We start from the raw sequence: 18667 nt of genomic DNA on the forward strand, positions 1-18667 counted from the left end.
GCACGAACGGGGAGGCGTGGCGGAAAGCGATAAGAAACATGCGCATCTTGTTAGTCGAGGACGATCCCGATCTGGGCCCCGCCATCGCGCGGGCATTGCGCGCCGAACAATGCGCGGTCGACCTGTGCGCCAGCGGGATCGACGCACAGCATCTGGGCAAGACCGAGCGCTATGACGTGGCGGTGCTCGACTTGGGTCTGCCCGACCGCGAGGGGACGGCGGTGCTGAAAGGCTGGCGCGAGGGTGGGCGCGACCTGCCGGTGCTGGTGCTGACCGCGCGCGACGGGTGGTCGGACAAGGTGGCGGGGTTCAAGGCCGGGGCCGACGATTTCCTGACCAAACCGTTCCGGATCGAGGAACTGATGATGCGGCTGCGCGCGCTGGTGCGGCGGTCGGCCGGGCATGGCGCGACGCGGATCGCGTGCGGGCCGCTGGCGTACGAGACGCAGACCGGGGTGTTCGAGCTGGACGGGCTGCCGATCAAGCTGACTGCACTGGAACACCGGGTACTGGCCGCGCTGATGCTGGCGAAGGAGGCGGTGATCGAGCGGCTGGACCTGATGGAGCGGGTCTATGAGGGCGATGCCGATGTCGATTCCAACAGCCTGGAGGTGATTATCGGGCGGCTGCGCAAGAAGATCGGCGCGTCGCTGATCGAGACGGTGCGCGGGCGGGGGTATCGGCTGACGGCGGGGGAGGCGTGATGGTGCCGCGGTCGATCCACGCCCGGATGCTGGCGCTGTCGGTCGTGACGACGCTGGTCGCGCTGCCGGTGGCGGGAGTGGCGATCGGCGGGGTGCTGGAGCGGTTCGTGACGCATGGTGTCGACGAACGGCTGGCCGACCGGTTGCAGTTGCTGGGTGCGGTGGTGCGTGCCGATGGCAGCATCGACCGCGCGCTGCTGGCGCGGCCGGGGGTGGAGGACGGCTTTGCACGGGGCGGGGTTTGGACGATCGACGCGCCGGGCGGAGCGCTGGGCAGTGCGATGCTGCCGATCGCGGTGCCGCCGCCGCGCGGGCCGCGTCCGCCGCTCGCCCGGGCGGAGGGAACACCGTTCGATACCGAACTGGCCGATGGCTCGCGGATGCACGGGCTGATCCAGCTGCGCGAGACGCCGGCGGGGCCGGTGCGGCTGGGCGTCGCGGTGCCGCGCGCGGCGATCGAGCAGCCGTTGCGGGGGGCGATGCTGCCGCTGCTGGCGACGCTGGCGATCGTAGCGCTGCTGCTGGCGGTGGCGACCCTCGTGCAGCTGCGGCTGGGGCTTCGGCCGCTCAGGACCCTGCGCGAACGGGTGGCGGCGGTGCGGACTGGCGTGGCGGGCGATGTGCCGGAGGACCAGCCCGACGAACTGCGGCCGCTGGCAGTCGAGCTGAACGCGCTGGTGCGGGAGAATGCGGCGGCGCTGGAGACGGCGCGGGCGTCGGCGGCCAATCTGGCGCATGCGCTGAAGACGCCGGTGGCGACGCTGGCGCTCGATCTGGGCGACGATCCCAGGGCGGGCCAGGTGGCGCGGATCGATGCGACCATCCGCCACCATTTGTCGCGGGCGCGCGGCGGGGTGGTCGACCGGCGGGCGGCGACGGCGCTCAGGCCCGCAGTCGAGGCGCTGGTGGACGTGGTGCGTGCGCTGCATCGAGGCGGCGGGGTGACGGTCACGGCGGATATCGTCGCGGTGACGGTCGCGGTCGATGCGGCCGATCTGGACGAATTGGCCGGCAATCTGATCGACAATGCGGCCCGCCACGCCCGGTCGAGCGTCGTCGTGCAGGCGGTGCGCGCCGGGGCGATGGTCCGCCTGTCGGTCACCGATGACGGCCCCGGCATCCCCGCCGCCGACCGTGCGCGGGCGACCGATCCGGGGGTACGGCTGGACGAGCGGGGCGACGGGCATGGTTTCGGCCTCGCCATCGTCCGCGATCTGGCGGCGCTCTATGGCGGGCGGCTGGAACTGGAGGCGGCGGACGGCGGCGGGCTGGTCGCCGCCGTCACGCTGCCGGTCAGCGCGGCAGCTGGAACATGAAGCGCTGCGTATTCCCGGTGCAGGCGGTGTTGTTGTCGGGGCGATAGCTGCTGCGGAAGCGGGTGGCGGTCACCATTTCCTGCGCGGCATCGCCGAACACGAACGGCGGATAGGCGGCGATGGTGCGCGGGGTCAGGGTATGGCCGTCGGCGGCAATGTCGAATTCGACCTTTGCCCAGCCTTCGAACCCCATTTCCAGCGCGGCCCGGGGATAACCGCCGCTGGTCGCGCCCGATTTGGCGACGACGGGGGTCGGGGCGATCAGCGCGCACTGGTCGCTGCTGAGGCCGGTGCGGCGGAACGCGGCCTGCGCGGCGGCGGTGTCGCCGCCCTGTGCCGACAGGTCGGCGCGGTTGAGCAGCGCGGCGACCTTCAGCGGATGGGTATCGGGCAGCGGCGAGGCCAGCACCGCATCGACCAGTTGCGTGCGTTCGGCACCGCGCACGTCGTTCGAACTGTTGGCGAGCATCATCCGCACCGTCGCGGCCGACAGCGGATCGGCGGCGACTTCCGGCCGGCGGAGTACCGCGCGGAAGCCGTCGACGACCTGCGCATAGCTTTTCGCGGCGACATAGGCGTCGCTCAGGCGGAAGCGGGTGGTGACGGCGACCGGCGCACCGGTTGCCTGCGCCAGCGACAGTGCCTCGGCGATCAGCGGGCGCGAGTCCTCGGCATTGACCAGCTGCGAATTGAACAGCCAGCCGAGCGCGCGCAATTCGGCGATACGGTCGCCGGCGGCACGCGCGCGCTGCACCTCGGCCTGCGCCAGCGGCAGCGCGCGGGCGGCGGGCAGGTTGGCCCAGGCGAAGGGGGCCGACCCCTTCGATGCCAGCCACGCCTCGAACGCGTCGTCCAGCGGCTGGGTGATCGACGGGCGTTCGGCGGCGGTCGAACAGCGCAGCTCGACCCGCGCCGATTGCCGCCAGAAGGCGGGGATCGCGGTGGCGTCGGCCGGCAGCCACGACCAGTCGCCGACGGCGCGGGCAAAGGCAAGCGCGACCGCGCGGTTGCCGGTGGTGTAGACCGGCGTCACGTTGCGGACGATGCCATCGTCGCCCAGCGAGAATTCGATGACCGCGACATCGGCGGGCTTCAGGCCGGTGGCGGCGCCGCACGGCGGCAGGTCCATCTGCCGCGCGCCGGCGAAAGGCGCCTTTTCCAGCCGGCCCGCGCCGGTATAGGCAAGATAGGTGCGCGCGCGCTGGCGGTCGCCGGTCAGCAGCGCGGCCTGCGCCAGATCGGCACGGGTGGCGATTTCGGACAGGGTTACCCGGTCGTCCAGCCCGCCCTGTTTCTTCAGCGAATCCTTCAGCACGGTATAGGCATCGGCGGTGCGCCCGTCGTTCAGCAGGACGCGGGCATAGCGGGTCTGCACCGCCGCCAGCGTGGTCTTGTCGATCGTCGGCTCGGCCTCGGCCAGCCGCTTCGCCTCCTCGGCATAGGCGAGTGCGCGCCCGTCATGGTCGAACGCCAGCGTGCGGGCGAGGGCGAGCAGCGGGATGACGCGCTCGACCCCTTTCGACAGGTCCAGCGCGGTCTTGTACGCGGTGGTCGCCGCGTCATAGTCGAAGGCGTCGAACGCCGCATCGCCGAGCGCGATGTTCGCCGCACCGATATCGGCGGTGAATTCCTCCGGCTTGGCGGACAGGGCGGGCAGGCCGCGCCGGATCGCGGCGATCCCGCCCTCGCGGTCGCCGATGCGGATGCGGCATATGCCGCCGCGCACCGCGATCGCGCCGGTCAGCAACGCATTCCTGCTGGTCGTGGTACGCCGTTCGAGCGCCTCGTACAGCTTCACCGCCTCCGCACAGTTGCGGGTGCCGTAGGCGGCGTTGGCGGCGTCGAATTGCGCCTGCAATGGCAATGGCTTGGCCGGAGCGGCGGGCGTCGTCGCCTGGGCGATGGCCATCAGGCCGTGCAGAATCGGTTCGAGCATGTTCCCCCCTGTTCGACGCGAACAAAGCACGGCATCATTACAGCGTCGATGGGGGATGCGATGAAGCGTGGGGCGGGGTTTGGCGGCTGGGCGGTCGCGCTGATGCTGGCGGCGATGCCGGCGGGGGCGGCGACGCCGGCCTATCCCCCGCGTGCGATCCTGCTGTTCGTCGCGTCGTGGTGCGCGCCATGCCATGGCGAGATCGCCGGCCTGCCCGCGCTGCGCGACGCAGCGGGGCCGTGGCGGATGCTGGTCGTGCCGGTCGATCGCGGGCGGGCGACGGTGGCGATGATGGCCGGGGTGCCGGTCGCCGAACGCTGGATGCCCGACGCGGCGACGATGGCGGTGATCCGCGAGGATGTGTTCGGCGGGACGGCGGGGTTGCCGTTCAGCGTCGCGATCGGTGGCGATGGGCGACCGTGCGGCGCGCATCGCGGGGTGCTGAGCGCCGCGCGGGTGGCGGCGTTGCGGGCGGGGTGCGCGCGGTGATTCGTCGCCCCGGACTTGATCCGGGGTCGCGGTTGTTGGCTAGGCTGCAGCAGCAGAAGAAGCGGGACCCCGGGTCAAGCCCGGGGTGACGGGCGTAGTGGAGGTTACAGCGTCACGCTGCCGCCGGTACCGCCGCGCAGGGTGAGGGATTTCACCACATTGCCCTGGCGGACATTCACCTGGTTGACCTGCGCGCGGTACACGTCGGTCAACACGGTCGAGCGCACCGCGACCGTCTTCGGCTTGCGGGGGGCCTTCCCCACATAATCGATGCGGACCTGCGAATGGGTGAGGTCGGTCGTGACATGGGTCAGCGCGACCGGCTTGCCATCGATCGTCAGCGCGAAGTGGCTGAGGACATAGGCCTGCAGCGCGGCGACGGCCTGGGGATCGTCGAGGCTGACCTGTGCGTCCGGCGCGATCTTCGACAGGGCCGGTTCGATGTCGTGCGCCTCGAACCGGTGTGACACGGTGACCTTGCCATCGGCCAGGGTCACGACGGCGAGCGAATCATGCCCACGATGCGCCTGTGCCGGGGCGATCACCGCCACGGCGGCGAGGAGGGCGAGCGGCGCCCTCACTTCGACACCGGCGCGGCATAGGTCTGGAGCGAGCCGGGTTTCACCTGCACGTCGAAATCCTTCATCCGGTTTTCCAGTTCCTCGATATCCTCGATCTCCAGCACGACCGGGCGGATGCTCCCGCGATAGACGTTGTTCGACCGGTCGGCATCGGCGATTTCCAGCAGCGGATCGACCTCCGCACCGGTGATCGTCTTGCCCGTGACATACTGCCACGTCACCGCCTTCGGATTGTAGCGCCACACTTCGGCGGGGATGCGGACGATCTCGGTGCTGTTGTCGCTGAAGGTCAGCTTCAGCGGGATCGGCATGACGAGGCCGCCGATGTTGCGGAACGAGAAGCGGTAGAACTTGTCCTTCACCTGGAACGCGGCGCGTTCCTCCGGCGTCAGCTTTTCGAGCTTTTCGGCCAGGTCGCGGCGCTGTTGCGGGCTGACGGCGAAACGGTCCTGCCGGTCGTAGAAGTCGCGGGTCGCCGGATCGCGTTCGGTCACCGTCTTTTGCCCGGCATTGTTGCGCACCGTCAGCGAGGTGTTGTCGGCGGCGTCGAGCGCACGGCGTTCGCGGGCATTCGCCTCCAGATCGCCGCCGGCGATGCGGCCCTCTACCACCTTGTCCAATGCGATATCGACATGATCGGTCGAATAGAACCAGCCGCGCCAGAACCAGTCGAGATCGACGCCGGAGCTTTCCTCCATCGTGCGGAAGAAGTCGTAGGGCGTCGGCCGCTTGAAGCGCCAGCGGGTGGCATATTCGCGGAAGGCGCGGTCGAACAGCTCGCGCCCCAGCACCGTCTCGCGCAGGATGGTGAGCGCGGTGGCCGGCTTGCCGTAGCCGTTGGCACCGAACTGCAGCACCGAATCCGACTGCGTCATCAGGGGAACCTGATTGTCGGACAGCATATACTCGGCAATGTCCTTCGGCTCGCCCCGCCGCGAGGGGAAGTTCTTGTCCCACAGCTTTTCGGCCTGGAACTGGAGGAAGGTGTTCAGCCCTTCGTCCATCCACGTCCACTGGCGTTCGTCGGAATTGACGATCATCGGGAACCAGTCATGCCCGACCTCGTGGATCACCACGCCGATCAGCCCGGTCTTGGCGCGTTCGGTATAGGTCAGCTGGCCGGTCTTGGCGTCCTTCACCGGGCGCGGCCCGTTGAAGGTAATCATCGGATATTCCATGCCGCCGACGGGTCCGTTGACCGACTGCGCCACCGGATAGGGGTAGGGGAAGGCGAACTTGCCATACACGTCGATGGTGTGGGCGATCGCCTTGGTCGAGAAGGCGTCCCACAGCGGGCGGGCTTCCTTCGGGAAGAAGGACATCGCCATCACGTTGGGGTTGGCGGCATAGTCCTGCCGCACGTTCATCGCGTCCCACGCGAACTTGCGCGACGATGCCCAGCCGAAGTCGCGGACATTCTGCGCGGCGAAGGTCCACGTTTTCGTGCCCGACGCACGGCCGCGTTCGGCGGCGAGTGCTTCGTCGGGGGTGACGATGTACATCGGCGTGGTCGCCGACCTGGCCTGCTCCAGCCGCTGGCGCTGGGTCGCGGTCAGCACCTGATCGGGGTTCTGGAGGACGCCGGTTGCCGAGACGACGTGATCCGACGGCACGGTCAGCGCGACCTTGTAGTCGCCGAATTCGAGCGTGAATTCGCCGGCATCGAGGAACGCCTTGTTATGCCAGCCCTCATAGTCCGAATAGACGGCGAGGCGCGGGAACCACTGTGCCCCTTCGAAGATGCAGTTGCCGTCCTCGCCGCGTCCGGTGAAGCATTCATAGCCCGATCGGCCGTCGACGACCTTCTGCTCGGCCATCGGGAACGACCAGTCGATCGACAGCGTGACCTCGCCGCCACCCCCCGCCACCGGCTGCGGCAGTTCGATGCGCAGCAGCGTGTCGGTGACGCGGTGGCCGAGCGGCTGGCCATCGGGGCCGCGCACGGCGGAAATGGTGAAGCCGCCTTCCCAATCCTTCAGCTTTTCGAGGCGACGGATTTCGGAAATGCTGATCGATTTGGAATCGGGCACGGTCGCGCTGAGCGAGGCGATCGAGTTGCGCTTGTAATGGTTCTGGTCGAGCAGCAGCCAGAGATAGGGCAGCGCGTCGGGCGAGTTGTTGCGGTAGCGGATCGTTTCCGTGCCGGTCACGACCTTTGTCGTTTCATTGAGCGCGACCTTGACGTCGTAATCGACCTTTTGCTGCCAGTAGCGATAGCCGGGCGCCCCCGATGCGTTGCGATAATCGGTCGGGGTCGGCCAGTCCTCGCCCTCCAGCTGGCGGAACTTGTCCTGCCAGTCGCCCTTGGTCTGGCGGATCGGGTCGGCGAGGGCGGGCGTGGTGCCAAGCAGCAGCGCGATCAGCGCGAGGCGGGGGGCAGCGGACAAGCGGGCGGGCCTTTCGGACGAATGCATGGCGTTGATCGTCGCGCGGGATACGATGCGCGTCAACCATAAGCGTCGGCGGTCGAGGCGGCGAAATCGGTTCCCGTGCGTTTGCGGCGGCGACCATCTTCAAGGAAATTGCGATGACCCGACCGACCGGCACCGAAGGCTTTACCCTGAACCAGACGATGCTGCGCGTGCGCGATCCCAGTGCCAGCCTGGCCTTCTATCAGGACGTGCTGGGCATGACGTTGTTGCAGAAGCTGGATTTCGAGGAGGCGGCGTTCTCGCTCTATTTCCTCGGCTTCCTGCGCGATGACGAGCGCGTGCCCAGCGACCCGAAGGAGCGGGCGCGGTTCGTATTCACGCGCGAGACCACGCTGGAGCTGACGCATAACTGGGGGACCGAGGACGATCCCGACTTCGCCGGCTATCACAGCGGCAACGACGACCCGCGCGGGTTCGGGCATATCGGCATCAGCGTGCCCGACGTGGCCAAGGCGTGTGCGCGGTTCGAGGAACTGGGCGTGACGTTCCGCAAGCGGCCGGATGAGGGGCGGATGAAGGATATCGCGTTCATCACCGATCCCGATGGCTATTGGATCGAAATCCTGTCGCCGGGTGGCATGACGCAGGCGGTGACCGACGCGGGAGACGCGGCATGAAGGCGGTAGCACTGTGCGCGCCCGGCGGGCTGGACCGGCTGGAGGTCGTCGAGCGTGCCGATCCGGGGCAGCCGGGGGCGGGCGAGATCCGCGTCGCGCTGCATGGCAGTTCGCTCAACTTCCACGACTATATCGTGGCGAGCGGCAAGTCGCCCACCGACGATGGGCGGGTGCCGATGGCCGATGGCGCGGGTATCGTCGAAGCGGTGGGCGAGGGTGTCACCGACTTCGCGGTCGGGGACAGCGTGGTGTCGTGCTTCTTTCCCGACTGGCAGGATGGCGGCCCGACCGTCGGCGATTTCAGCCGCACGCCGGGCGACGGGATCGACGGCTTTGCGCAGGAAATCGTCGTGCTGCCGGCAACCGCCTTTACGCTGGCGCCCAGGGGCTGGGACGCGGTGGAGGCGGCGACGATCACCACCGCCGGGCTGACCGCGTGGCGCGCGCTGGTGGTCGATGGCGGGTTGAAGGCGGGCGACCGGGTGCTGTTGCTCGGCACCGGCGGCGTCTCGATCTGGGCATCGCAGATTGCCAAGGCGATGGGGGCGATGGTCGCGATCACCTCGTCCAGCGACGAAAAACTGGCGCGGGCCAAGGCGTTGGGTGCGGACTTTACCGTGAATTATCGCAGCGATGCCGACTGGGGCGCTACGGTAGCGAACTGGGCCGAAGGGCGCGGCGTCGATCATGTGGTCGAGGTCGGCGGGCCGGCGACGCTGGCGCAGTCGATCGCGGCGGTGCGGGTCGGCGGGCACATCTCGCTGATCGGCGTGCTGACCGGCATGGGCGGCGAGGTGCCGACGGCGGCGCTGATGGCGAAGCAGGCGCGGTTGCAGGGACTAATCGTCGGCAGCCGGCGCGAGCAGCAGGAATTCGTGGCGGCCTTGGACGCTACGGGTATCCGGCCGGTGGTGGATCGGCGGTTTGCGCTGGAGGAATTGGCCGAGGCTTTCCGGTTTCAGGAAGGCGGCGACCATTTCGGGAAGATCGGGGTGGAATGGTGAGGGTATCGTCTAGCCCCCACCCATAATCGCAGTACCCCCGCGCAGGCGGGGGTCCAGGGTCGCAAACGCAGCGGTTGTGCTGCTTGGCTCTGGACCCCCGCCTGCGCGGGGGTACGATTACTCTATTGGGACACGTTCACTCCCCGCTGGGCGTCTTCGCCTTCACCGTTTCCGGCGGGGTGATCGGCGAGAGCGTCTGCTTCTGCGTCGCCGTATTGATCCGGCGGCGGCGTTCGAAGGGGGGCAGGTCGACGCGGCGGCCGGTCTTCAGCGCCTCGACGATCCCCTCGATCACGCGCAGGTCGGCAATGCCTTCCTCCGCATCGGGTTCGGGATCGTCGCCGTTCAGGATGCAGTCGGAGAAATACTTCATCTCGCCGCCGAACTGGTCGGTCGGCTTGAACTTTTCCTCGCGCTTGTTGGTGCCGATCGTGATCGTCTGATGCTGGGTATCGCCATAGCCGAAGGCGGGGTCGATATGGATGCTGCCCTTGGTCCCGGCGATGGTCAGGTGATCGACATTGCCGGCATAATAGCTGACGGTGAAGCTCGCCAGCCGGTCACCGGGCAATCGCAGCACGACCGCGAAGGTATCGTCGAGGTCGCCGAAGCCCGCGCTCGCCTGCCGCGTCGCGACCGCCGATTCCACCGCGACCGGTTCCTCGCCGAACAGGTAGCGGATGGCGTTGATCGGGTACGGCCCCATGTCGAACAGCGGGCCGGCAACGATGCCGTGCTTGGCACGGTGGTTGTCGGGGTCGAGCGACTGGCTGAACGTAGCGGAAAAGGTGACCAGATCGCCGAGCTTCCCGTCACGCACCATCTCGATCGCCGACAGCGTGCCGGGTTCGAAATGCAGGCGGTACGCGGTCATCAGCTTCGCCGACGATGCCGCCTGCGCCGCAGCGATCGCGCGCCCCTGCTCAACCGAGATTTCCAGCGGCTTTTCGCACAGGACATGGATGCCGGCGGCCAGCGCCGGGATGGCGAACTCGGCATGGCGCCAGTTGGGCGTGCCGAGATAGATCGCGTCGATCGTGCCCGACGCCAGCAGTTCGTGGAACTGGTCGTAGTTGTAGGTCGCGTCGACGCCGTACATTTCGGCCAATGCCGCCGCCTTCTCCGCATCGCCGGTGACGATCGCGACCAGCTTCGAATTGCCGGTATGCTTGATACCCGGCAGCATCGACCGCTGGGTGATGTCGCCCGCGCCGACGACGGCGTAACGGACCTTCTTGCCTAGCCCGAAGGCGGACGCGATGCTCATGAAGCTCTTCTCCGTGGGGATGGGAATGGAGCGCCAACGCACGTTGCCGCGACAATCTCCCGCCAATCCGGACATTTGGCCCTTATCATGGGTTATCGCGTCCATGTTCTCCCGTCCCCGCGCCGCCGATCCCGCCCTGCTTCGTGACGCGGAGGGCTATCTGCCGCTCGCCCGCTATGGCGCGCTGGGCGACGGGCGGGCGGTGGTGTTGTCGGGGGCGGACGGGTCGATCGACTGGTGGTGCGTGCCGAACATGGATTCGCCCGCGCTGTTCGACCGGCTGCTCGACGGGACGCTGGGCGGCTATTTCGCGATCACCCCGGTGGACGCGTTCACCAGCGAGCAGCGCTACCGCGACGACAGCAACGTGCTGGAGACGATCTTCACCACTGCCACCGGCCGGGCGAAGCTGACCGAAAGCCTCAACAGCGGGACGGCGGGGCGGTTGCCCTGGGCCGAACTGGCGCGGCGGGTCGAGGGGCTGGACGGGCACGTCGCCTTTACCGTCACGCTGCGGTTCGGGCGGCGGGCGGATACGGTCAGCCCCTATTTCGCACGTGCGGGCGGGCATGACGTGTTCCATGTCGGCGCGGTGCTGGGGCTGGTCCGGTGCAGCGATACCGTGGAGATCTACCGGCAGGGTGATGACGGCATCGACGGGCGGATCGCCGTTGCGCAGGGCGAGCGGGCGACGATCGCCATCGTCGCGGGCGCTGACGAGCCGCTGGTGGTGCCGCCGATCGAGGCAATCGACGCGCGGATCGACCTGTCCGACAAGGAATGGCGCGACTGGACGCAGGCGCTGGACTGGTCGGGGCAATTGCACTGCGATGGGGCGCGGCGGGCACTGGCGATCCGCAGCGCATTGGCGCTCAAGCTGCTGCTCTATTCGCCGACCGGGGCGATCGTCGCCGCCGCCACGACGTCGCTGCCCGAGAAGATCGGTGGCGGCAAGAACTGGGACTATCGCTATGCCTGGATCCGCGACGCGGGCTACACGATCAAGGCGTTCCTGCGGATCGGCGCCCATGCCGAGGCGAAGGCGGGCTTCACCTGGCTGCTGAAACGGCTGGGGCAGGGCGTACCGAAGGTCTGCTACACGCTGGGCGGTGATCCGGTGCCGGAGGTGCGCGAGATCGACATTCCCGGCTATCGCGGGTCGAAGCCGGTGGTGACCGGGAACTTGGCGACCGACCAGCACCAACACGGCATTTACGGCGATATCTTCGAGACCGCTGAGCGGTTCGTGGCGTGCGGCAACATCCTCGATGGTCAGAGTGCCGCCACGCTGTCGCATTTGGCCGACCTGTGCGCCGATCGCTGGCGACAAAAGGACGCCGGCATCTGGGAACTGGAGCAGGTGCAGCATTACACCATGTCCAAGATCAGTTGCTGGCAGGCGCTGCAACGCGCGGTCGAACTGGCCGATGCCGGGCAGATTCCGACGACCTGCCGCGACCGCTGGGCGCGCGAGCGCGACCGGATCATGGACTGGATCAGCGAACATTGCTGGGACGAGGGGCGCGGGGCGTATCTCTGCTATCCGGGTGCCAAGGGGCTGGATGCGTCGCTGGCGCTGGCGGTGCGGTTCCGCTTCGACGGGCAGGACCGGCTGGCGCGGACGCTGGACGCGATCGACCGCGAGCTGGGCGCAGGCGCGTTTCATTATCGCTACACGGGCATGAAGCGCGAGGAAGGGTGTTTCCTCGCCTGCACCTTCTGGATGGTCGAGGCGCGCGCGATATTGGGGCAGCACGATCGGGCCGAGGCGGCGCTGGCAGCGGCGATGGACGCGCTGGCGCATGGCACCGGAATCCTGCCGGAGATGATCGATCCGCAGAACGGGGAGTATCTGGGCAATCTGCCGCAGGGGCTGAGCCATCTGGCGCTGATCCAGGCGATTGCGACCCTGGGCGGGGCCGAGCTGTAAGGGTGACGGCGAAGTGGCTGGACCACCTTCGGGCAGGGAACCGCTTGGGCTTTCAATAGCTTGGTCTGCTTCCTGACAGGAGAGAGCCATGGATTACGGACTGGGCGGCGCGCTGGCGCTGGTGACGGGCGCGGATGGCGGCATGGGGCGCGAGGTGGCGCGGATGCTGTTGCAGGAAGGCGCGAAGGTCGCGATCAGCGACAGGGATGCGGAGTCACTCGAAACGGTGCGTGCCGAGCTGGCCGAATATGGCGAGGTGGTGGCGATTGCCGCCGATGTGACCAATCTGTCGAGCGTGAAGGCCCTGTTCGAACAGGTGCGCGGCAAATTGGGCGATCCGACAATCCTGGTCCACACTGCGGGCGTGACCGGGGCGACTGGTGATTTTCTGGAGGTGGACGATGCCGGATGGCAATCGACGCTCGACATCAACCTGATGGGCGCGGTGCGGGTGACGCGCGAGGCGATCCCGGCAATGCGCAAGGGTGGCGGCGGCCGGATCGTGCTGATCGCTTCCGAGGACGCGGTGCAGCCCTATGTCGATGAACTGGCCTATTGCGCGTCGAAGGCCGGGGTACTGAACTTGGCCAAGGGGCTGTCGAAAGCCTATGGTTGCGACAATGTGCTGGTGAACAGCGTGTCGCCCGCGTTCATCGCGACGCCGATGACCGATGCGATGATGGACAAGCGCGCCGAGGAACAGGGCACCGATCGCGACGGCGCGATCCAGAGTTTCCTGAAGGAAGAGCGCCCCGGCATGACGCTGGGCCGGCGTGGCAAGGCCGAGGAGGTCGCGGCGGCGATCCTGTTCCTGGTGTCGAAGCCGGCGAGCTTCGTGAACGGCGCGAATTTGCGGGTGGATTCGGGGTCGGTGATGACGATGGCAGGGTGATACGCCGACTGACGTGAAGGGCGTATCCCCGCCCGCGCGGGGGTACGGTTGGTTTGGTGTGCGGGCCGCTCCCCTTACACGTCACCCCGGACTTGATCCGGGGTCCCGCTTCTTTTTCTACGTTCGAAGGAAAGCGGGACCCCGGGTCAAGCCCGGGGTGACGTTTGTAGCAGGGATAAGGTCAGACCAGCACCTTCTCCGGCTTCGCCACTTCCTCCAGCGGCGTCGTTGCGTCGATTTCCATCAACGGTTTGAGCAACCCGTCGCGCAGGTCGTAGACCCAGCCATGGAGCTCCAGCGGCTGGCCGGCAGCAAAGGCCCGCTGCACGATGTCGGTACGCGCCAGCTGGACCAGCTGGTCATGCACGTTCAGTTCGACGAGGCGGTTCGCGCGCTGATCCTCGGGCAGGACGTCCAGTTCGTCGCGGTGGTTGTCGACGACGGTGCGCGCATTGGCGAGCCAGTCATGGACATGGCCATCGACCCCACCCTGCAACGCCGCCTGGATGCCGCCACAGGCATAATGGCCGCACAGGATGATGTGGCCGACCTTCAGCACCTCGACCGCGAACTGCACGACCGACATCAGGTTCTGGTCGTTCGGATCGACCAGATTGGCGATGTTGCGGTGGATGAACATGCCGCCCGGTTCGGTATTGGTCAGCTGGTCCGGCGCGACGCGGCTGTCGGAACAGCCGATCCACAGGAATTCGGGCTGCTGGCCGGCGGTCTGCCGCGCGAAATAATCGGGATTGTCCTCCAGCCGCTCGGCGGCCCATGCCTTGTTGGCGAGGAGCAGGTGCTTGTATTCCCTCATGCGTAGGCGACCTCCTTGCGCGGCGCCTTGATCTGCGGGGCGGTGCGGTCGGCGATGTCGCCGCGGACCAGCACGTTGATGCCGCGATATTGCGCGTTCTTGATGAAGCCGTTGATGATGTCGATGTTGTCCAGGTCGACATAGCTGGTCGCCGACAGGTCGATCACCACGGTGCAGTCGTCCGGCACCTTTTCCAGTTCCCGGGTCAGTTCGACCTTGTGGATGAAATACAGGTTGCGCTTGGCCCGGACCATGCAGCTGGCACCGGGGCCTTCGCCGTCCTGCACGAACGTCACCGCCGGGCGGAAATTGCGGGCGATGACGAACACGAACCCGACGACCAGCCCGACGACGATGCCCTTCAGCAGATCGGTGAACAGGATCGCGGCGATGGTGACGACGAACGGCACGAACTGGGTCATGCCCTGCTTCCACCGCTTGGTGAACAATTCGGGCTTGGTCAGCTTGTAGCCGGTCTGGATCAGCACCGCGGCCAGCGCCGACAGCGGGATCAGGTTGAGCAGGAACGGGATCAGCAGGACGCTGAGCAGCAGCCAGGTGCCGTGCAGGATCGTCGACATCTTCGACGCGGCGTTCGAATCGACGTTCGCCGACGACCGCACGATGACCGAGGTGACCGGCAGGCCGCCGATCAGCCCCGAGATGATGTTACCGCCGCCCTGCGCCAGCAGTTCGTGGTTCTTGTTGGTCACCCGGCGCTTGGGGTCGAGTTCGTCGACGGCCTTCACCGACAGCAGCGATTCCAGGCTGGCGACGATGGCGAGGGTCACCGCCACGGTCCACACGGTCGCATTGCCGATCTGGCCGAAGTCGGGGAGGCTGAACAGCTTCACGAAGCCGCCCAGGCCATCGGCGATCGGCACGCTGACCAGATGGGTCGGCTTCACCTGGATCGACGGGGCGATCGCCCCGAACAGCGCGTTCATCGCGACCGATCCGGCAACGACGACCAGCGGGCCGGGGACGAAGCGTAAGGGGCCGTCCTTGGGCTTGTTCTTGTCCCACCAGAACAGGAACGCGATGCTGATCGCCGCGATGATCGCCGCCCCCCACACGACCTGTTCGCGCAGCACGAACAGGATGGTGTTGAAGGTGTTCAGGCCATCGCCCTGATTGAACTGGAAATCGCCCGCCGGATCGCCGTCATAGCCGATGGCGTGCGGCACCTGCTTCAGGATCAGGATCAGGCCGATCGCCGCCAGCATGCCGGTGATGACCGACGAGGGCACGAATTCGCCCAGCACGCCCGAGCGCGAGAACGACAGCAGGATCTGCATGCAGCCGGCAAGGAATACGGCGAGCAGGAACGCCTCGAAGCTCGGCAGCTTGGTGATCGCATCGAGCACGATCACGGTCAGGCCGGCGGCAGGGCCGCTGACCGACAGCGGTGATTTGCTCAAGGAACCGACGACGATGCCGCCGACGATCCCGGCGATCAGCCCGGAAAAGAGCGGGGCGCCCGATGCCAGCGCGACGCCGAGGCACAGCGGCAGGGCGACCAGCGCGACCACGATCGAGGCGGGAAGATCCTGTCGCAGATTGGCGATCAGGGAAGGTTGCGACGACATACGGTCGATAGCCTTTGAAAAGGGTGCGCCGGACGTGCTTGGGGGAAGCACGCCCGGCGCGGAACCCACGGTCGGCGAGACGGGGGAGGGAAGAATCGCCCCGCCAACCCGCAGGAACTGGTTATTCGGCGGCCTCGGCCGTCACGAAATCCGCGGCAAGGCGCTTGGCAGCGGGTAGCGCCACCGGCAGCGGACGATCCGAATTGATCGGCGCGAACCGGCCGGTCGTGCCGTCCAGCGCCAGGATGGTGCCGGCATGGATGTCGACGAACCAGCCGTGCAGCGTCAGCTCGCCCTTGGCGATGCGCGACGCGACCGCCGGATGGGTGCGCAGGTGCGAAATCTGGACCACGACGTTTTCCAGGCTGGCGGCACGCACCGCCGCGGCATCGTCGAGATCGGGATAGCTGTTTTCGACCACCGAGTGCGCAGCATGGCTGTGGCGCAGCCACGCGGCGACGCTGGGCAGGCCGTCGAGGGTTTCCGGCTTCATCAGCGCGCCCATCGCGCCGCAGCCCGAATGGCCCGACACGATGATGTCGCTGACGCCCAGCACGGCGACGGCATATTCGACCGTCGAGGTCGTGCCGCCATTCTGCTGGGTGAAGGGGGGAACGATGTTGCCGGCGTTGCGGATGACGAACACGTCGCCCGGCTTCGCCTGCAGGATATGTTCGGGGACGACGCGCGAATCCGAGCAGGAGATCATCAGGACCTTCGGGCTTTGCCCGTCGGTCGCCAGCTTCGAATACAGGTCGGCATCGCTGCCGAACACATCCTTTTCAAAGCCGAATACCCGGCCGATCACGTCGTTCATCGTCTTCCCTCCAAACCGTGACGGCGGCGCTGAGGCCACCGGTTCGTAGGAATGATATAGACGACGCAATCTTGCTGCGTTCGACGGCCGTGTAACGAATTATTGCCGCGCTGCAAAAGGCGCGGGCAGGATGATCGCGGCGCACAACCCGCCGGCATCGCGGTTGCGCAGCTCCAACCGGCCGCCCTCCGCCTCCACCGCGCGCTGCACGATCGACAGGCCGAGGCCGAAGCCCACCGTGTCGCGTTTGCGGGCGGTGTCGAGCCGGACGAACGGTTCGAGCACGTCGCCCAGCGATTCGTCGGGAATGCCGGGACCGTCATCCTCGATCCGGATCACGGTCGCGCCCTGTTCGATGGCAAGGGTCAGCGTGGCGCCGCCACCATAATGGATCGCGTTCTCGACCAGATTGGTGACGGCGCGGCGAAAGCTGGAGCGGCGCACGGCACGTTCGAAATGGTCGGCCCCGACATAGGTCGCGGCATGGCCGTGGTCGGCGGCATCGTCGACGATGCTGGCGCACAGCACCGCGATATCGACCAGCACCGCACGCTCCGGCTCGCTCTCGCCGCCGAGGAAGGCGAGGAGCGAGGTCACCATCGCCTCCATTTCGGCAAGGTCGTTCTGCACGGTGTCGCGCAGGTCGCGGTCGGGGATGGCGTCGGTGCGCAGGCGTAGCCGGGCGAGCGGGGTGCGCAGGTCGTGGCCGACCGCGGCCAGCGCACGGGTGCGTTCGTCGATCAGCCGGTGGATACGCGCCTGCAACCCGTTGAACGCGACGACGAGGCGGCGGACCTCGCTGGGGCCTGCTTCCTCAATCGTCGGCAGGGTCGATCCGCCGCCCGGCCCAAAGCGATCGACCGCATCGGCCAGCTGGCGCATCGGCCGGAGCGTGCGACGAACCAGCAACCCGCCGACCACCATCAGCGCGATGGCGGGGATCAGCGCCAGCAGGATGCGCCCGATCGCGAGGTCGAACGCGCGCAGCGGTTCAAGCGTCCGGAAATACAGCCAGCTGCCATCCTCCAGCTGCAATGCGCCGCTGACCACCGATCGCCGCCCCTGACCGATCAGCGTCAGGTGCAGGCCGGTGGGGGCAAGGCTCGGCTCCCACGCGAGGATCTGCTGTTCCATCTCGCGCAGTTCGGTGCCGCTGGCGGGCAGTTCGGGCGCGGAGCTGCGCCATTGCACGGCATAGCGTTCGGTGGTCAGCTCGGTCGCCATGCCGGCGCGCTGGTCGACCGGGCGCTCCTCGACGATGCGGGTCGCGATGACGAGATGTTCGGCGAGGCGGCGGGCTTCGTCGTCGCGAACCGAAAACTGGCTGGCGCGTTCGTAGAGCAGCACCGACACGCCGAATTCGAGGACGATCGTCAGCAGCAGGATCGCAACGATCCGCCCGATCAGCCCGACCGGGAGCGCCCGGAACCGCTTCAACGGCGTTCGACCGGCACGTTCAGCATATAGCCGACGCCGCGCACGGTGACGATCGGCGGGGTGCCGCCGGCGGTCGACAGCTTGCGGCGCAACCGGCTGATGAGCACGTCGATGCTGCGATCCGAACTGTCGCCCAGTCGCGTGCGCGACAATTCGATCAACCGTTCGCGCGCGATCACCCGCTGTGCATGGTCGAGCAGCACGACCAGCAGGTCGAACTCGGCGCCGGTCAGGTCGACCTGCGCACCGGTGGGCGAGGTCAGCTCGCGCCGGGGCACGTTCGCGGTCCAGCCTTCGAAGCTGTAGATGCCCTCTTCGCGCTGCGCTGCCTGTGCGTTCAGTTCGCCCCGGCGCAGCACGGCGCGGACACGGGCGATCAGCTCGCGCGTGCCGAACGGCTTGGGCAGATAATCGTCGGCACCGAGTTCGAGGCCTATGACGCGATCGACCTCGCTCCCCTTGGCCGACACGAAGATGATCGGCACGGCGCTGTTCTGGCGAATCTGGCGGCACAGGTCGATGCCGCTGGTGCCCGGCAGCATGATGTCGAGCAGGATCAGGTCGACCGGCCCCTGTTCCAGCGCCAGCCACATTTCGGGGGCGGCCGAACAGGTGCGGACGTGATAGCCGTTTTCCTGCAACGCGCGCGCGGTCAGCGTGCGCAGCGCGGGATCGTCCTCGACGACGATGATCGAAGGGGCGGTCATGGGGTCAGGCTCTCCATCACATTCTTCTGGGGCATCGAACACGTCGTGTCCGACAGGCCCGGTTCGTCATTCCCGCGCAGGCGGGAATCCATATGCGCGACCGCTTCGGCTCTTTTCGCGATCGTTGCGTCT

At 67.5% G+C, this 18667-nt stretch carries 16 protein-coding genes; 7 read left to right on the plus strand and 9 right to left on the minus strand.

The features are described from left to right. The first annotated feature begins 38 nt into the window (after nucleotides 1-38). Both ASE67_RS14725 and ASE67_RS14730 read left to right on the plus strand, forming a co-directional pair. Nucleotides 39-704: a response regulator transcription factor gene (locus tag ASE67_RS14725; protein ID WP_055763091.1), complete on the plus strand. Its 666-nt coding sequence runs from the start codon at nucleotides 39-41 to the stop codon at nucleotides 702-704. Then, the gene (locus ASE67_RS14730) at nucleotides 704-2020 is read left to right on the plus strand and encodes a sensor histidine kinase (protein WP_235511930.1); all 1317 of its coding nucleotides are present in this window, start codon (nucleotides 704-706) and stop codon (nucleotides 2018-2020) included. Before ASE67_RS14725 ends, ASE67_RS14730 begins: the two co-directional genes overlap by 1 nt. On the opposite strand, the gene ASE67_RS14735 is transcribed toward ASE67_RS14730, so the two are convergent. Further along, nucleotides 1998-3956, minus strand: a complete 1959-nt coding sequence (locus ASE67_RS14735) for an energy transducer TonB (protein ID WP_055763095.1) — start codon at nucleotides 3954-3956, stop codon at nucleotides 1998-2000. The two genes, ASE67_RS14730 and ASE67_RS14735, sit on opposite strands and share 23 nt — an antisense overlap. 60 nt (nucleotides 3957-4016) lie before the next feature. On the opposite strand from ASE67_RS14735, the gene ASE67_RS18265 reads away from it, so the two are divergent. After that, entirely contained in the window at nucleotides 4017-4445 is a 429-nt protein-coding gene (locus ASE67_RS18265) for a TlpA family protein disulfide reductase (RefSeq protein ID WP_156348641.1), read from the plus strand. A 104-nt stretch (nucleotides 4446-4549) separates the two neighbouring features. Here ASE67_RS18265 and ASE67_RS14745 read toward each other — a convergent pair whose 3' ends face one another. Continuing rightward, a complete protein-coding gene (locus ASE67_RS14745; RefSeq protein WP_055763102.1) occupies nucleotides 4550-5026 on the minus strand; it encodes a DUF6702 family protein in 477 nt (158 codons plus the stop codon). Further along, nucleotides 5023-7413, minus strand: coding sequence for a M1 family metallopeptidase (locus ASE67_RS14750; RefSeq protein WP_235511931.1), 2391 nt, complete (start codon nucleotides 7411-7413; stop codon nucleotides 5023-5025). The genes ASE67_RS14745 and ASE67_RS14750 overlap by 4 nt, the downstream gene beginning before the upstream one ends. Before the next feature lie 140 nt (nucleotides 7414-7553). Here ASE67_RS14750 and gloA point away from each other — a divergent pair, with 140 nt between their 5' ends. Then, a complete protein-coding gene (gene gloA / locus ASE67_RS14755; RefSeq protein WP_055763104.1) occupies nucleotides 7554-8075 on the plus strand; it encodes a lactoylglutathione lyase in 522 nt (173 codons plus the stop codon). Next, nucleotides 8072-9079, plus strand: coding sequence for a zinc-dependent alcohol dehydrogenase family protein (locus ASE67_RS14760; RefSeq protein ID WP_055763107.1), 1008 nt, complete (start codon nucleotides 8072-8074; stop codon nucleotides 9077-9079). Before gloA ends, ASE67_RS14760 begins: the two co-directional genes overlap by 4 nt. A gap of 136 nt (nucleotides 9080-9215) precedes the next feature. Here ASE67_RS14760 and ASE67_RS14765 read toward each other — a convergent pair whose 3' ends face one another. Continuing rightward, nucleotides 9216-10346: a Gfo/Idh/MocA family protein gene (locus ASE67_RS14765; protein ID WP_055763110.1), complete on the minus strand. Its 1131-nt coding sequence runs from the start codon at nucleotides 10344-10346 to the stop codon at nucleotides 9216-9218. A gap of 103 nt (nucleotides 10347-10449) precedes the next feature. Here ASE67_RS14765 and ASE67_RS14770 point away from each other — a divergent pair, with 103 nt between their 5' ends. Continuing rightward, nucleotides 10450-12276 carry a glycoside hydrolase family 15 protein gene (locus tag ASE67_RS14770; RefSeq protein ID WP_055763114.1) on the plus strand — a complete coding sequence of 609 codons (1827 nt, stop codon included), beginning with the start codon at nucleotides 10450-10452 and terminating at the stop codon, nucleotides 12274-12276. 88 nt (nucleotides 12277-12364) lie between these two features. Continuing rightward, on the plus strand, nucleotides 12365-13168 hold the full coding sequence (locus tag ASE67_RS14775) for an SDR family NAD(P)-dependent oxidoreductase (protein ID WP_055763117.1): 804 nt from the start codon (nucleotides 12365-12367) through the stop codon (nucleotides 13166-13168). A 181-nt stretch (nucleotides 13169-13349) separates the two neighbouring features. On the opposite strand, the gene ASE67_RS14780 is transcribed toward ASE67_RS14775, so the two are convergent. From ASE67_RS14780 to ASE67_RS14800, 5 genes are all read right to left on the minus strand, one after another. Next, complete coding sequence (locus tag ASE67_RS14780; RefSeq protein ID WP_055763120.1) at nucleotides 13350-13985, minus strand: carbonic anhydrase; 636 nt, start codon at nucleotides 13983-13985, stop codon at nucleotides 13350-13352. After that, nucleotides 13982-15574: a SulP family inorganic anion transporter gene (locus tag ASE67_RS14785; protein ID WP_055763123.1), complete on the minus strand. Its 1593-nt coding sequence runs from the start codon at nucleotides 15572-15574 to the stop codon at nucleotides 13982-13984. Before ASE67_RS14785 ends, ASE67_RS14780 begins: the two co-directional genes overlap by 4 nt. A gap of 121 nt (nucleotides 15575-15695) precedes the next feature. After that, on the minus strand, nucleotides 15696-16391 hold the full coding sequence (locus ASE67_RS14790) for a carbonic anhydrase (protein WP_055763126.1): 696 nt from the start codon (nucleotides 16389-16391) through the stop codon (nucleotides 15696-15698). Between the two features lie 99 nt (nucleotides 16392-16490). After that, nucleotides 16491-17828: an ATP-binding protein gene (locus ASE67_RS14795; protein WP_055763127.1), complete on the minus strand. Its 1338-nt coding sequence runs from the start codon at nucleotides 17826-17828 to the stop codon at nucleotides 16491-16493. Continuing rightward, nucleotides 17825-18535, minus strand: a complete 711-nt coding sequence (locus ASE67_RS14800) for a response regulator (protein ID WP_055763130.1) — start codon at nucleotides 18533-18535, stop codon at nucleotides 17825-17827. Before ASE67_RS14800 ends, ASE67_RS14795 begins: the two co-directional genes overlap by 4 nt. Between the last annotated feature and the right edge of the window lie 132 nt (nucleotides 18536-18667).

Origin of the sequence: Sphingomonas sp. Leaf23 (assembly GCF_001421585.1) — a bacterium.
Taxonomy (GTDB): Bacteria; Pseudomonadota; Alphaproteobacteria; order Sphingomonadales; family Sphingomonadaceae; genus Sphingomonas.

What these genes read in the sequence shown, in the direction of transcription:
- ASE67_RS14800 (WP_055763130.1), bottom strand. Translation starts at nt 18,535, where the DNA reads ATGACCGCCCCTTCGATCATCGTCGTCGAGGACGATCCCGCGCTGCGC.
- ASE67_RS14760 (WP_055763107.1), top strand. Translation starts at nt 8,072, where the DNA reads ATGAAGGCGGTAGCACTGTGCGCGCCCGGCGGGCTGGACCGGCTGGAG.
- ASE67_RS14770 (WP_055763114.1), top strand. Translation starts at nt 10,450, where the DNA reads ATGTTCTCCCGTCCCCGCGCCGCCGATCCCGCCCTGCTTCGTGACGCG.
- gloA (WP_055763104.1), top strand. Translation starts at nt 7,554, where the DNA reads ATGACCCGACCGACCGGCACCGAAGGCTTTACCCTGAACCAGACGATG.
- ASE67_RS14785 (WP_055763123.1), bottom strand. Translation starts at nt 15,574, where the DNA reads ATGTCGTCGCAACCTTCCCTGATCGCCAATCTGCGACAGGATCTTCCC.
- ASE67_RS14765 (WP_055763110.1), bottom strand. Translation starts at nt 10,346, where the DNA reads ATGAGCATCGCGTCCGCCTTCGGGCTAGGCAAGAAGGTCCGTTACGCC.
- ASE67_RS18265 (WP_156348641.1), top strand. Translation starts at nt 4,017, where the DNA reads ATGAAGCGTGGGGCGGGGTTTGGCGGCTGGGCGGTCGCGCTGATGCTG.
- ASE67_RS14735 (WP_055763095.1), bottom strand. Translation starts at nt 3,956, where the DNA reads ATGCTCGAACCGATTCTGCACGGCCTGATGGCCATCGCCCAGGCGACG.
- ASE67_RS14775 (WP_055763117.1), top strand. Translation starts at nt 12,365, where the DNA reads ATGGATTACGGACTGGGCGGCGCGCTGGCGCTGGTGACGGGCGCGGAT.
- ASE67_RS14725 (WP_055763091.1), top strand. Translation starts at nt 39, where the DNA reads ATGCGCATCTTGTTAGTCGAGGACGATCCCGATCTGGGCCCCGCCATC.
- ASE67_RS14730 (WP_235511930.1), top strand. Translation starts at nt 704, where the DNA reads ATGGTGCCGCGGTCGATCCACGCCCGGATGCTGGCGCTGTCGGTCGTG.
- ASE67_RS14780 (WP_055763120.1), bottom strand. Translation starts at nt 13,985, where the DNA reads ATGAGGGAATACAAGCACCTGCTCCTCGCCAACAAGGCATGGGCCGCC.
- ASE67_RS14790 (WP_055763126.1), bottom strand. Translation starts at nt 16,391, where the DNA reads ATGAACGACGTGATCGGCCGGGTATTCGGCTTTGAAAAGGATGTGTTC.